The sequence below is a fragment of the Gammaproteobacteria bacterium genome, assembly GCA_013003425.1.
Lineage (GTDB): Bacteria > Pseudomonadota > Gammaproteobacteria > Steroidobacterales > JABDKV01 > JABDJB01.
This window is the reverse complement of sequence record JABDJB010000006.1, coordinates 138,318-152,139: the sequence shown is the minus strand read 5'-3', so window position 1 is coordinate 152,139 and position 13,822 is coordinate 138,318. Positions and strand designations below refer to the sequence as shown.

Genomic DNA, 13,822 nt, shown 5'->3' with positions numbered 1-13,822 from the left:
CCATGCGGATTCTTTATCATCACCGTACCGCATCGCGTGATGGCCAGTCGGTGCATATCGACGAGCTGATTGCTGCATTTCGCCGTGCTGGTCACGAGGTAATGATCATTGGCCCGAGCATGGCCGAGGAGATGGAATTTGGCGGCGAGAGCGGACTGATAGCAATGCTTAAGAGCAAGCTTCCGGGTGCTCTCTACGAGTTGCTGGAGCTTGCGTTTTCTCTGCTCACTGCCGTTCGCCTGTGGCGCGCTCACCGGTCATTTCGACCGGATCTTTATTATGAGCGATACAATCTGTTTTCTCCTGCCGGGGCATGGCTGCGTGGCCGTTTCGACGTGCCGTTTCTGCTCGAGATAAATTCGCCGCTGGCAGAAGAACGTGAGCGTTATGGCAGTCTGCGACTGAAACGGCTTGCCAAGTGGTCGGAGAACTACGCGTGGCGCAGGGCAGATCGCGCGTTGCCGGTAACAAACGTGCTGGCCGGGTATCTGCGTGCCGCTGGCGTTCCTGATGAGCAGATAGTGATAATTCGCAATGGCATAAATCGCGCCAGGTTCGCCGGGGCGCGGGATTCCGCGACCACGCGCGCAAAGCTCGGGCTACAGGATGCCCTGGTACTCGGTTTCACTGGCTTTGTCAGGGAGTGGCACGGACTGGACGAGGTAGTCGAACTGCTGGCGCGGCTGGAGCGTAGCGATGTGCACCTGCTGGTGGTGGGCGATGGCCCCGGGCGAGCAGCGCTCGAGGCGCAGGCGAGGGAGTTGCAGCTTATCGAGCGCGTGCACTTCACCGGTCTGGTCGACAGGGATGATGTGCCAGGATTTACGGCCTGTTTTGATATTGCCCTGCAACCATCCGTAACGCCGTACGCATCGCCGCTAAAACTGTTTGAATATATGGCCATGGGCTGTGCGATCGTTGCGCCACGCACCCCCAATATTGAAGAAGTTCTGGACGATGGTGTGTCAGCGAGGCTATTTGACGCCGGGCAAACCGGCGCGTTGGCGGCGGCAATCAGTGAGTTGTGTCTGAATCGCCAGCTGCGTGAGGCACTGGGCAGCAAGGCGGCAGCAGACATCGAGGCAGGACGGATGACCTGGGACGACAATGTTGATCGCATCACGCAACTGGTGCACGAAGTGACGGCAGGAATACCCAGTGGCAGCAGTTGAGACAATAGACAAGACGATTGCCACGCTGCGCAGCGTGCTGCAGGTGAGCCCGGCGACGATACTCGATGCCAATACCCGGCTGCTTGGCGGCATACCCGAATTCGATTCCCTGGCCGTGGCTTCGGTGCTGCTGGCGCTGGAGGAGCAGTTCGAAATTGAATTCGCTGACGACGAAATCAGCGCGGAAATGTTCACTACGGTGGGTACGCTCGGCGATTACATCGAAGGGTTAGCCAGTGCTGCTCAGCCTGATCTGCAGGCCGGGTTTGTGGCAGCCCGCTCTGGACGGCTGTTTGTGCTCAGGCGCCAGCCTGCTGGCGCGGCCAAGCGGTGCGTGGTGATAGTCCCGCCATTTGGCGAAGAAATGAATCGCGCCAGGCCGCTCATGGCAGCCACAGCCGAGGCGCTGTCAGCGCGCGGCCTGGCCTGCTGTTATTTTGACCTGCACGGCACCGGGGACAGCGACGGGGACTTTTCCGCCGCCCGCTGGGACACCTGGCTGGACGATCTCGACGATGTGATTTCTTCGATTGCGGCCGCCGGTCGTGTCGCCGTTGACATCATTGGTGTTCGACTCGGGGCATTGCTGGCGTTGCAATACGCTGCCGACAACGCGGCAGGACGGCTGGTGTTGTGGGATCCGGTGCTTGATGCCGGCGGCTACCTCGACCGTTTCCTGCTGACCCGTTCCATGGCGGCAATGATGTCGGGCCGGGATGAGTCGGTGGCGACGTTACGCCAGCGGCTGGAGAACGGCGAAACACTGGAGGTGGGCGGCTATGCGCTGCACCCGGATATGGTTGCACAGCTGGCTGCCCTGCAGGTGCCACGTAGCACACTCAGCCAGTCTGTATGCGTGATCAGTCGCAGTGCCAAAACCGAGGCGGTTGTGCGCGAGGCGGGCCTGGCGCCGGACCTGGTCTGCACGGCAGATTACGAGCCCTACTGGTCGGCGGTAGAAGTCGTCGCCGCACCCGGGCTGGTAGACGCAACCTGCGACCAACTGGGTGCTGCAAATGCCTGAGCAAATCGGGCGACAGGCAATAGTTTTTCCGTGCAACGATACCAGCCTGGTCGGGGTGGCGGACATTCCGTCGCACCCGCAAGCAACAGCATTGCTAGTTGTGACTGGTGGTCCGCAATATCGGGTTGGCAGTCATCGGCAGTTCGCGCTGCTGTGCCGGACGGCCGCACAGGCCGGTTTCGCTGCCATGACTTTCGATTTTGGCGGGAGTGGCGACTCCACGGGCCCGCGCAGGCACTTCGAGAAACTCGACGCAGATATTCGCAGTGCCATCGATACGCTGCTGCTGACCGTACCGCAGGCCAGGCAGGTGGTATTGCTCGGGCTGTGTGACGGGGCCTCTGCAACAATGATGTATGCAGCCAGCGACCCGCGTGTGGTCGGCCTGGTTCTGCTCAACCCGTGGGTGCGCGGCAGCGGGACACTCGAGCAGGCGCGAGTTGTTTCGTATTACCCGTCGCGTCTGACCAGTGTTTCTTTCTGGAAAAAACTGTTTACAGGAAAGGTAAAGCTGGGAAATTCCTTGCGATCGTATTTTGCCAACCGTCGTGCGGCCGCCCGTGCCGGCAAGGCTGTGCCAGATTACGTGCAGCGGATGCAGACCGGTTTGGAAGGCTTTACCGGCCCGGTCCTGCTGGTGCTCAGTGGCAACGACATGACGGCCAGCGAATTCAGCGAACTGCTGGCAACGTCCGCTGCCTGGCGCAAGCGATTTGCGCGGCCAGACTGTGCCTTGCATGAAATTGAATCGGCTAATCACACGTTTTCGCGGGCGCAATGGCGCGATGAAGTGGCCGGCAGGACGGTGACATTCCTGCAGCAGCTGCGGGCAGGGTCAGACCAGTAGTTCCGCTACCGGTGGGTGCCCGAGAAATGCCTGCGGGCTGGCGCTGGCGCCGTAGGCGCCGGAATGAAATATAGCGACCAGGTCGCCAGGTTCGGCGACTGCCAGGTCCATGTCGTTTGCCAGCAGGTCCAGCGGCGTGCACAACGGTCCGACGACGGAAGCTTTCTCGGTTTTTGCTGATCCCATCCGGTTTGCGACAACGACCGGGTAGTTCTTGCGCAAGATCTGGCCAAAATTACCGCTTGCGGCCAGGTGGTGGTGTAATCCGCCATCAGTAACAAGGAACGTCTTGCCACGCGAGACCTTGCGGTCAATTACGCGGCAAATGTATACGCCCGCCTCACCGACCAGGTAGCGTCCCAGCTCGAGGACGACCTGGACCCCCGGCATGGCTGTTTCGACCCCGGGCAGTAGTGCCGCCAGGTTGTTGCTGATTGCTTGCAGGTCGATCGGCTTGTCATTGGGAAAATACGGGATGCCAAAGCCGCCGCCAATGTTGAGTTTCCGCACCGGTCCGGGCGCGTGCCGGGAAAGCTCGATGGCCAGTTCGCAGGTGCTGCGCTGGCCCTCGCAGATAGCTGCGGTATCGAGATTCTGTGACCCGGTGAAAATATGGAAGCCGACAAAGTCGACGGCATCAGGATCGATCTGGCGCAACAGCGCCGGGACCTGTTCGGAATCGATGCCGAACTGCTGGGCACCACCGCCCATTCGCATTCCGGATGCGCGCAGCTGGAATGGAGGGTTCACGCGGATTGCCACCCGCGGCCGCAGGTCCTGGCTGGCGCCAAGGCGCTGCAGCACGTCCAGCTCTCGCGGCGATTCGATGTTGACTGTGATACCGGCGCGCAGGGCAAGCTCCAGCTCGCTGTCACGCTTGCCAGGGCCGGCAAAGCTGACGCGGTCTGCCGCCACGTTGCAGTTCATGACCAGCCCCAGCTCACCGGCGGAGGCCACGTCCAGCCCGTCAACCAGTGGGGCAATAAATGACACGAGTTGCTTTAGCGGATTGGCCTTCACGGCATAATGGATATGTACCTGCGGTATTGCAGAACGCAGCTGCTCGACGCGTTGCCGGATCAGCGCGCTGTCATAAAGGTAGTAGGGTGTCTGGCCGAGCTTCCCGGTCCAGTGTGAAAGGGACTCACCGCCAACACACAGTTCGCCGTCACGAACCTCGAAACCCGTGATTGGTGCATGTGTGCCACAGAGAATTTCAGTCATGTCGGGGCCTGGTCTGAGTGGTTACTGTTGTCCGGCCAGCTTGCGTTCCCACGCAAGCGAAGTGCTGACAATAGTTGCCAGGTCGTCATAGGCAGGTTGCCAGCCAAACAGCTTCCTGATGCGTGCCGCGTCGGCTACCAGCATTGGTGGATCACCGGCGCGACGACCCTCCGTGATGATGTTCAGCGGGCTTCCCGCTGCTGCCTCTACGGCAGACAGGACTTCCCGCACGCTGTAGCCATGCCCGTAGCCGCAGTTCAGTGTGGTCGATTCGCCGCCGCTGCGCAGGTAGTCCAGCGCCAGCAGGTGCGCTGAGGCGAGGTCTTCCACGTGTATATAGTCACGTACTCCTGTGCCATCAGGAGTCGGGTAGTCGGTACCAAAAATAGCGACACGGTCGCGCTTTCCGGTTGCCGCCTCACAGGCGACCTTGGTAAGCAGGGTGGCTTTGGCCGTTGACTGGCCGATGCGCCCGCCGGGGTCGGACCCGGCAACATTGAAATAGCGCAGGGTGACGTGCCGCAAATCTGTCGCCGCGGCCAGATCACGCAGCATCAGTTCGCTCATCAGCTTGGACTGGCCATAAGGATTTATCGGTGCAGTAGCGGTTCCCTCAGCAATCAGCTCGTCAGTATCCGGAATGCCGTAAACCGCTGCTGTGGAGGAAAATACAAAGTGCTTCAGCCTCTGCCTGGCGCATACCTCCAGCAGATTTCGGGTCTTGCAGGTGTTGTTGCCGTAGTACTTCAGCGGGTCGGCGACTGACTCCGGTACCACTGTATGCGCAGCAAAGTGCATTACGGCATCGAATCTATGGCGCTCGAACAACTGATCCAGCAGGGCGCTGTCGCCGCAGTCGCCCTCGACGAATGTTCCATGCAGGACGGCGGAGGAAAAACCGCTGTAGAGGTTATCCAGGACCACTACATCGTGGCCGGCCTCTCCGAGCTGACGCACGACGTGACTGCCTATGTACCCGGCACCTCCGGTGACCAGTATTGTCTTCGGCATTTTGTAAACTCCCGTTTGGCGGCCGAATATTAGCAGCTGCCGCGCGCAGCGCCACGGACCCCGGTCACGCACTGCCTCTGACTGTGAACCGGTTCCGGGCCTATGGCTGCGAGAGTCGCCAGAATAGCGAGTTTGTGCCCCGTTCTGCCGGGGTTCAGCTTGCTATCGTTAGGATATTCGTGAATGAAAGCGCATCGTGAAAAATCCGCAGCTCGCCTGCTGCCACTGGTCCTGGTGCTGCTGCTGGGCGCCGCATGTGGCGGCGGAGGCAGTGGCGGCGACAGCGGCCTGACGAACAAGGACTCCGACAACGACGGTGTCATGAATACGTCGGATAATTGCCCGGCCATGGCCAATGTGGCGCAGGCGGATTCCGATAATGATGGCGTCGGGGACGCTTGTGACAACGATGATGACAATGACGGCACGGCAGATGCAGCAGACAATTGCCCGCTGGCTGCGAACCCGAACCAGCGGGACACGGACGGCGATACCTCCGGCGACGCCTGCGACAGCGATGATGACAATGATGGCATCGGCGATGCGACCGACAACTGTCCGCTGGTGGCCAATGCTGCTCAGGCCGATTTCGACAATGACGGCTTTGGCGATGCCTGCGACTCAGTCGGAAATGTGACAGTCAGCGGGAAGGTCACGTTCGACTATGTGCCGCATAATGCGGTCAACGGGCTCGACTACGCTTCGACTTTTGCGGCGCCGGTGCGCAATGTGCAGGTGCATGCAATTCGCGCCAGCAGTAGTACCATAATCATGGCGTCGAATACCGACAGCATGGGTAACTTCTCGCTGCAGGTGCCCGGCAATACCGACGTCGTGGTCCGTGCCCGCGCGGAAACTACCAATACCGGTGGCGCCTCCTGGAATATCCGGGTGGTGGACAATACTCAGTCGGACGCGCTTTACGTGCTGGACTCGGCGGTATTCAACAGCGGTGTAGCAGACCTTACGCGTAATCTGCACGCAGGTTCCGGCTGGAACGGCAGCAGCTACAGCGGGTTTCGTGCAGCTGCGCCGTTTGCGATACTCGACGCGATTACCGATGCCGTGGCCAGCGTTGTTGCGGTTGACCCCACTGCACAGATTCCCGTGCTGCAGGTCAAGTGGAGCCCGGACAACCGGTCGGTCAGCGGTGACGAAAGTATCGGCGAGATAGGTAACAGTTTTTACCGCCGTCTTGCCAATGGTCAGCGCGAGATCATGTTGCTCGGCAGTGAGGATGCCGATACCGACGAATACGATCGGCATGTGGTTATTCACGAATTCGGGCATTTTTTCGAGGACGCGCTGGGACGAACCGACACTATCGGTGGCCCACACTCCAACGGCGATCGTCTCGATCCGCGTGTGGCGTTCAGCGAAGGCTGGGGCTATGCGTTTGCCGGCATAAGTACCGGCGATCCGGTTACACGGGACGCGCTCGGTTTTGGCCAGGCCAGCGGCTTTCAAATCGACGTCGAGTCGAACAATAACCTGAATCCCGGCTGGTTCAGTGAAGGATCAGTTCAGAGCATTATCTATGACGTCGTGGACGCGGCCGACGATGGAGTTGACTCCCTGACGCTTGGCTTCAGCCCGGTCTATGAGCTGTTTACCGGACCGCTGCGCGGGGCCGCCTCCCAGGTAACCATATTTACCTTTGCTTCTTTGCTGAAGGCAGCAAACCCGGCTTCTGCCGCTGCGATCGACGCGATTGTAAAAGACCAGGATATTGACGGTACGACCATTAACGAATTTGCTGTCGGTGAAACCAATGACAGCGGGCGAGGCAGTTCTGTCCTGCCGGTGTACAGCGATATTGCGCCCCATGGTGATGCTGTGCGGGTATGCACCCTGGGCGGCGATAGCGGATTTGGTACGTACAACAAGCTGTCAGTGCGTCGCTTTTTGCGCCTCGATGTGACCAATGCAGCCAACTACCGCATAACGGCGGTCGGACCGTCCAGCAGTGACCCCGATATCGTTCTGCATGCAGGTGATTTGCTGAGCACATCGGAAGAGGTGGGCAGCAGCGAAGTCTATGATGTGGGATTGACGCCTGGAACCTACGTAATAGAGGTTTATGAATTCAGCAACCTGGGCGATACGCCACGTGGCAGGACCTGTATCGATGTCGCGGTGGAAGAAATTTGATGGAGATGCCGATGAAAACTGCTCTCGCCGGTGTGTTACTGCTTGCACTGGGAACCACGGTTCCAGGGGCTACCGGAATTGCTACCACCATGGCCAGCCAGGGCGTCAAGGCCCGACCGGTTGTGACCAGCCCCGGCAAGAGAACTGCTGCGGTCACGATGCAGCATAAGTTCGACCGGGTCCCGGCTGCAGGGGAGCCGCTCGTCGTAACGATGGAATTTACGGCTGGCATCGGTGAGGTGACACGTGTAGAGGTTGGTGCTGCAACGGCGCTCGGCCTTGATCGACGCGTTCTGCGCCGGGTGCGTGCCGCAGAGCCGGTAGAGCTTTCACTGCTTCCGCAGCGGGATGGCCGGCACTATCTCAGTGTCGTTGCGCAGCTGGATAGCAAGCAGGTGAGGGTATTCCAGGTGCCGGTACAGGTCGGCAGTGGAAAGACTGCAACTCCGGCCACACGAGCCAAGGCTGTTGCCGGGGCGGACGGGGAACTCGTCGTGATCCTGCCAGCCAGCGAAAAGTAAAAGCTACCGCGCCGGCTACCCGGCGCCGCATCAGCCTGATGCCCGACTCCCGCGCAAAAGTGTGACGTGAGTCACATTCCCCTGAGGAACCATCATTGCATCTTGTGACATGTTCCGCAGCGCCGGCATTGGCTGCGGACATAAGCTTGCGCGAGAACGGTTCAGCACGGAGCGCTGGGCGCCCGGTTCTTTCAGAGACACTTGGAGCGGTATAATTATGAAAGTCGAGCAGTCCTTATTCGATTCAGATGGCGGTTGGCGAATACTTCCTGATTCAGATCAGGTCAACGAACCGCAGCTGGTTCTGCACTTCGGTGCAAAAGAGCTGCTTTCCACACCGTATTACTTCGATATCCTGCGCAACAGTTACCCCAACGCGCATATCGTCGGCTGTAGTACAGCCGGAGAAATAGTCGATACCGATGTGCATGACAATACGGCGGTAGCATGTGCCGTAGAGTTCGACAGCACCCGAGTCAGGGTCGCATCGCGGCACATGGAGAATGTTGTCGACTCGTTTTACGCTGGTGTCGAGCTGGGGTCAGAGCTTGCCGATGAAGATCTGCGCTGCGTGCTTGTCATATCCGACGGCATACTGGTGAATGGCAGTGAGCTCGTGCGTGGTCTGACCAGTGCCGTGGGTGGTGATGTGCCAATCACCGGCGGACTTGCCGGCGATGCCGATCGTTTCGAGAGCACCCTGGTGAGCTGTGATGCGCCGGCAGAAGCTGGCTGTGTTGCCGCGATCGGCTTGTACGGTGCCAATGTAACCGTCGGGCATGGCTCGGTAGGTGGCTGGGATCCATTCGGCCCGGAGCGGACAATTACGCGTGCCGAAGGTAACGTCCTGTATGAACTTGACGGCAAGCCGGCCCTTGATCTGTACAAGCGCTACCTTGGCGATGAAGCAGCAAACCTGCCCGGCAGCGCACTGCTGTTCCCGTTGATGGTGCGCGCCAGCGACTCGGACGGAATCGGCCTGGTACGAACGATACTCGCAGTTGACGAAGCAGAGCAGTCAATGACTTTTGCCGGCGACATGCCGCAGGGTTTCAAGGCGCAGCTGATGCGCGCAAATTTTGAGCGGTTGATCGATGGTGCCGGCGAGGCTGCCCGAATCGCCGGTGCACGCGGTCTTGACGGGCGCAAGCTGGCAGTCCTGATCAGCTGCGTCGGGCGCAAGATGGTGCTGGGACAGCGCACCTCGGAGGAGGTTGCTGCCGTTGCAGAATTGCTGGGCAACAAGGTCTGCCAGCTGGGGTACTACTCCTACGGCGAAATCTCGCCGCACGTGCAGCTGGGCAGCTGCGAGCTTCACAATCAGACGATGACCGTTACCGTCCTGGCCGAACGCGAAGACTGAAAAAGACCTGCCAATCAGTGAACGAAGTTCTTGTCCGGCAGCTGCGCAAAGCGGCGCAAAAGAGCAGCGACGGGCAACCTGATCTGGAAGAACTGTGTGTGCTCATATCCGAGCACTACGAGGCGATCGAGCGTGAACGCCGTCTGACCGACCGCGCGCTGCGGCTGATGTCCGACGAGCTGCAAGACCTGAACCGGCGCACGCTGGAGCAGGGCGAGGGCCGGGTCCGCGCGATCATGGAAAACATGGCCGACCCGCTGTTCTCCGTAAATGACGCTGGTGTGATTGAACATTGCAATCCAGCCGCCGAGACACTGTTCGGTCACTCAGCGGACGATATGGTCGGGCGAAGCCTCTCGATACTGATACCGACTGTCACACAGGCACTGCCGGCAGAATTTCTTGAACGGCTGACCGATCGTACCGACCGCAAGGATCCCGTCGCCGATCTGCTGGCCCGTCGTGCTGACGGCAAGATGTTCCCGATCGATGCGACGGCCAGCGAAACCATGCTGGAAGAGCGGCGGCTGTTCATGGTGAGTATCCGTGATATCACTGTGCGCAAGAACAAGGAAAACGTGCTGCGCGAGAGCGAAGAACGATACCGCATGCTGGTCGAGCACGCGCCCGAGGCAATTATCGTGCTCGACGCCGACACCCGGATGATTACGGACGTGAATCGCCACGCTGTCGAGCTGTTCGGGTTCAATCGGTCCGAATTGCTTGGGAAGGCCTACCAGGACCTCAGCCCGGAACATCAGCCCGACGGCAGCCAGTCTGAGCTCTCGGCGCTTACTTTCCTGGCCCGAACGATGTCAGGTGAGAGCCCGGTTTTTGAATGGCACTGCCAGGCGCAGGATGGCAGCCGCTTTCCCGCCGAAATAAGCTACGTGCGTTTTCCGTCGGCATCACAAAACCTGATCCGTGCCAGCATAGTAAACATCAGTGAGCGGAAGGAAGCAGAACAGCGCCTGCGCTACAGCGCGGAGTTTGAACGATTTCTCAGTGATCTGTGCGCTAACCTGATCGAGGCCAGTCTCAAGGGCATCGACAAGTCCATCATTGATGCAATTGAACGCATCTGCGAGTTCCGCGAAGTAGAGCGCGGCAGTGTGTACCAGTTCTCTACCAACTCGGCCGATCGCCCTGACCTGGTTGAATGTACCCACGAGTGGGGCCGTAAGTCCGAGTACGCAGAGCGTCTGCTGCTTGATACCGAGCTGCCCTGGCTTGCTGCAAATGTGCGCCAGGTGCGGGTGTTTCACGTTGCTGACACTGCAACTTTGCCGCCCGAGGCCTGGCGCGAGCGCAAGCGCTGCCAGGAAAACGATATTGGTTCTCTTGCAGTAGTGCCAATGCTGGCTGACAGCAAGCTGGTTGGCTTCCTGATGTTCGAATCCTCATCCGCCGCAGGCCAGTGGCCGCAGCAGGTGCTGGACCGGCTACGTCTTGTTGGCGACATATTCGTATCTCAGCTGCAGCACGGGCGCGCCGCGAGCGATCAGCAGCGGCTGATGTCCTTGCTGGAGGCAACGCCGGATCTGGTCGTGATGAGCGATCGTTCCGGAGCGGTCAGCTATCTGAACAGCAGCGGTCGCCGCCAGCTCGGGCTGAGTGCTGACGAAGATCTGTCCGGCATGAGCCTCGCTGATTTGTGTTGTGAATCAGACGCGCAGGTCGTGCGTGAACAGGGATTGCAAAAAGCAGTCCGGGACGGAGCCTGGCAGAGCACTCTGCAAATGCAGGATGCAAACGGAGAGGCTTTTCCCGTTTCGCAAATCACCATTGCCCACCGCCAGGACAACGGCGCGGTGGACTACTTTTCCACGGTCGCCCGAGATATCACCCAACAACAGGCGGCAGCTGCAACCCTGCGCAGCAAGGAAGAGCAACTGCGCATGGCCCTGGCTGCAGCGCGTATGGGTACCTGGGTCTGGTACATAGAATCGAACAAAGTAGTCTGGTCCAGCCGGACCGCAGAATTATTCGGGGTGCAGCCGGATGAGTTCTCCGGAACCTTCGAAGCATATTTTTCGTGCGTTCACCCGGATGACCGTGAGTTAGTCGAACAGACTATTTCGCGGGCGCTGGCCGGCGGCGATGAGCACTACGCTGTCGAGCACCGTATCGTGCGGGACGATGGCGCGATCAGCTGGATCGAGGGCAAGGGCAAGATCCATCGTGACAACAACGGACGGCCGCTGCGGATGATGGGGACAGTGACCGATATCTCTGCACGCAAAGATGCTGAAAGGGCCATATTCCAGGAAAAGGAGCGGGCACAGGTCACGCTGCAGTCAATCGGCGATGCGGTAATTACGACCGATGAGCACGGGCTGGTGGAGTATCTCAATCCGATGGCAGAGCAGCGACTCGGCTGCACGGCAGGCTCGGTCGCAGGACGACTTGTCGACGACCTCCTCACGCTGGTGAGTGATGACAGCGGCAGCGTGATTGAAAATCCCGTGCTGCAATGCCTGCGCGAGGGGCGCACTGTCGAGGGCAAGAGCGGTACCGTGTTACGCAGCGGAAATGGAGAGGAGTTCGCCATACAGTTTTCCGCGGCACCAATCCGTAGTCGTGAAGGCATCGTCATCGGCTCGGTCATGGTTTTTCACGACGTGAGCCAGGAGCGCAGCCTGTACCAGCGCATGTCGTACCAGGCCGCTCACGATGCTCTGACCGGTTTGATCAACAGGCGCGAGCTGGAGAACCGCCTGACCGAAGCGGTTCAGGGAGTATGGCAGGATGAAAAACTCGAGCATTGCCTGCTGTATTTTGACCTTGATCAGTTCAAGGTCGTCAATGACACCTGCGGTCATTCAGCCGGCGACGAGCTGCTCAAGCGGGTAACTGCGTTGCTGCAGGAACAGATTCGCTCGACTGACTGTCTCGCACGTCTCGGGGGCGACGAGTTTTGCCTGTTGCTGATAGATTGCCCCCTGCAGCGCGCCGAACGAATTGCTGAAAAAATCAGGTCCAGCGTTAATGATTTTCGCTTCATCTGGCACGACCGGACCTTCGGAGTCAGCGCCAGTATTGGTGTTGTGCAGATCGATGCGCGCAGCGAGAGTATTTCGAGCGTCCTCAGCGCCGCGGACGTCGCATGTTACGCCGCAAAGGATGCGGGGCGAAATCGCGTCAGTATTTATCGGGCGGAGGCGGCGCCGTCGCAGCACAAACAGATGCAATGGGTGTCGCGTATAACCCAGGCTTGCGAGGATGACCGGCTGACCCTGTTCTATCATCCGATCATCCCGCTGGATGAGACTGACAGCAAGCAACACTTCGAGCTGTTGCTGCGGATGCGTGACCCGTATGGCAAGCTGGTGCCGCCCAATTCGTTTATCCCGGCGGCCGAGCGTTACAACCTGATGTCGGTTATTGATCGCTGGGTGGTCAGGCACGCACTGGCAAACCTGGTCCAGCGTAACAAGCTGCCTGATGGCAAAGCCTACACGCTGTCAATCAATCTTTCGGGCTCGTCACTTAGCGATCCGTATTTCCTGTCCGCCCTGCGGACTGAACTCGAGTCACATCATTACGAAAAGGGAGCCATCTGTTTCGAAATAACGGAAACAGCAGCTATCTCAAACCTGGATGAGGTAGTGCACTTCATGCACGAGATCCGCAAGCTCGGATGCGAATTTTCGCTGGACGATTTCGGCAGCGGTCTGTCATCTTTTGCATATCTCAAGGATCTGCCGGTTGACTATCTGAAGATTGACCGTCATTTCGTCAAGAATATTGCCCACGACGTTGTTGATCACAGCATGGTTGCTGCGATCAACCAGGTTGGTCATGTAATGGGACTGAAGACCATTGCCGAGGGTATCGAGACAAACGAGGTGTTGGCCAAGGTCCGCGCTGCCGGCGTCAATTACGCGCAGGGCTTCCTGTTTGCGATGCCTGAAGAGGCGACCGGGCGCGAGGTATTCGCGCCGCAGGAGACGGCAACAATTATCGAGTTCAACAAGGCCGAGGCCGTCTAGCGGTCGTTGCTGTGAGAGCGAACGCCCGGGCTGCGGTGGACCGGTGTCGAAGTGGCACGACGTGCCGGGCCGGTGACAGGCCGACCTGAGGAAACAGAGGCCCCTGAATTATCCGTGGTGGGACGTGCATCTGGCTGGCGCCGGTAGGCGGCAGCAGGAATGTACCCTGGTCGGGCGGCACGGTAGCTGCTGGTGTACGCCTGCGCCAGGATATCGCGATCGATGAGTACGACGATGTGGTCATCGTAGCCATCAGGTACAACATCTGACGACACCATGCGCACTGCCATCCCCTGCCGGACGTCCGGCAGGTACAGTTGGGAATCACTGGATGGGGTATGAGCGCAGGCGGCAAGTCCGAAAGCGACTGCGGCCGCAAGCATTCGAGCAGAAGACATGGAGAACGTGTTGGCTACCTCTAGGAATCCCGCCTGATCACTACGCGACCGCTTCAGGAATCGCCCGTTTAGGACCCATCTGCCGCCTGCGCCTACCCTTGGACTACTTTACTAGGGCC

10 protein-coding genes are annotated in these 13,822 nt (G+C 59.4%); 7 read left to right on the top strand and 3 right to left on the bottom strand.

Going from position 1 to position 13,822, the window contains the following annotated elements; all coding sequences use genetic code 11:
- Positions 1-2: 2 nt before the first annotated feature.
- The 3 genes from HKN06_01010 to HKN06_01000 are packed head-to-tail and all read left to right on the top strand — an operon-like array spanning position 3 to position 3,043.
- Complete coding sequence (locus HKN06_01010; protein NNF59887.1) at positions 3-1,172, top strand: glycosyltransferase family 4 protein; 1,170 nt, start codon at positions 3-5, stop codon at positions 1,170-1,172.
- Positions 1,159-2,196, top strand: coding sequence for a hypothetical protein (locus tag HKN06_01005; protein NNF59886.1), 1,038 nt, complete (start codon positions 1,159-1,161; stop codon positions 2,194-2,196). Before HKN06_01010 ends, HKN06_01005 begins: the two co-directional genes overlap by 14 nt.
- A complete protein-coding gene (locus HKN06_01000; protein NNF59885.1) occupies positions 2,189-3,043 on the top strand; it encodes a hydrolase 1, exosortase A system-associated in 855 nt (284 codons plus the stop codon). The genes HKN06_01005 and HKN06_01000 overlap by 8 nt, the downstream gene beginning before the upstream one ends.
- Here HKN06_01000 and HKN06_00995 read toward each other — a convergent pair.
- Positions 3,032-4,267 (bottom strand): pyridoxal-dependent decarboxylase, exosortase A system-associated, encoded by a 1,236-nt coding sequence (locus HKN06_00995; protein NNF59884.1) that lies wholly within the window; start codon positions 4,265-4,267, stop codon positions 3,032-3,034. The genes HKN06_01000 and HKN06_00995 overlap by 12 nt on opposite strands.
- Positions 4,268-4,288: 21 nt before the next feature.
- Positions 4,289-5,278 carry a UDP-glucose 4-epimerase GalE gene (galE, locus tag HKN06_00990; GenBank protein ID NNF59883.1) on the bottom strand — a complete coding sequence of 330 codons (990 nt, stop codon included), beginning with the start codon at positions 5,276-5,278 and terminating at the stop codon, positions 4,289-4,291.
- A 183-nt stretch (positions 5,279-5,461) separates the two neighbouring features.
- Here galE and HKN06_00985 point away from each other — a divergent pair, with 183 nt between their 5' ends.
- The 4 genes from HKN06_00985 (at position 5,462) to HKN06_00970 (ending at position 13,305) form a co-directional block, all read left to right on the top strand.
- Positions 5,462-7,429, top strand: a complete 1,968-nt coding sequence (locus HKN06_00985) for a hypothetical protein (protein ID NNF59882.1) — start codon at positions 5,462-5,464, stop codon at positions 7,427-7,429.
- A gap of 11 nt (positions 7,430-7,440) precedes the next feature.
- The gene (locus HKN06_00980) at positions 7,441-7,950 is read left to right on the top strand and encodes a hypothetical protein (protein ID NNF59881.1); all 510 of its coding nucleotides are present in this window, start codon (positions 7,441-7,443) and stop codon (positions 7,948-7,950) included.
- Between the two features lie 217 nt (positions 7,951-8,167).
- Positions 8,168-9,313 (top strand): hypothetical protein, encoded by a 1,146-nt coding sequence (locus HKN06_00975; GenBank protein NNF59880.1) that lies wholly within the window; start codon positions 8,168-8,170, stop codon positions 9,311-9,313.
- A gap of 17 nt (positions 9,314-9,330) precedes the next feature.
- Entirely contained in the window at positions 9,331-13,305 is a 3,975-nt protein-coding gene (locus tag HKN06_00970) for a PAS domain S-box protein (GenBank protein ID NNF59879.1), read from the top strand.
- On the opposite strand, the gene HKN06_00965 is transcribed toward HKN06_00970, so the two are convergent.
- A complete protein-coding gene (locus HKN06_00965) occupies positions 13,302-13,703 on the bottom strand; it encodes a hypothetical protein (GenBank protein NNF59878.1) in 402 nt (133 codons plus the stop codon). The genes HKN06_00970 and HKN06_00965 overlap by 4 nt on opposite strands.
- Between the last annotated feature and the right edge of the window lie 119 nt (positions 13,704-13,822).

Excerpts from the sequence above, each read along its gene's own strand:
- HKN06_00995 (NNF59884.1), bottom strand. The coding sequence starts at position 4,267 with ATGACTGAAATTCTCTGTGGCACACATGCACCAATCACGGGTTTCGAG.
- HKN06_00985 (NNF59882.1), top strand. The coding sequence starts at position 5,462 with ATGAAAGCGCATCGTGAAAAATCCGCAGCTCGCCTGCTGCCACTGGTC.
- HKN06_01010 (NNF59887.1), top strand. The coding sequence starts at position 3 with ATGCGGATTCTTTATCATCACCGTACCGCATCGCGTGATGGCCAGTCG.
- HKN06_00975 (NNF59880.1), top strand. The coding sequence starts at position 8,168 with ATGAAAGTCGAGCAGTCCTTATTCGATTCAGATGGCGGTTGGCGAATA.
- galE (NNF59883.1), bottom strand. The coding sequence starts at position 5,278 with ATGCCGAAGACAATACTGGTCACCGGAGGTGCCGGGTACATAGGCAGT.
- HKN06_00980 (NNF59881.1), top strand. The coding sequence starts at position 7,441 with ATGAAAACTGCTCTCGCCGGTGTGTTACTGCTTGCACTGGGAACCACG.
- HKN06_00965 (NNF59878.1), bottom strand. The coding sequence starts at position 13,703 with ATGTCTTCTGCTCGAATGCTTGCGGCCGCAGTCGCTTTCGGACTTGCC.
- HKN06_01000 (NNF59885.1), top strand. The coding sequence starts at position 2,189 with ATGCCTGAGCAAATCGGGCGACAGGCAATAGTTTTTCCGTGCAACGAT.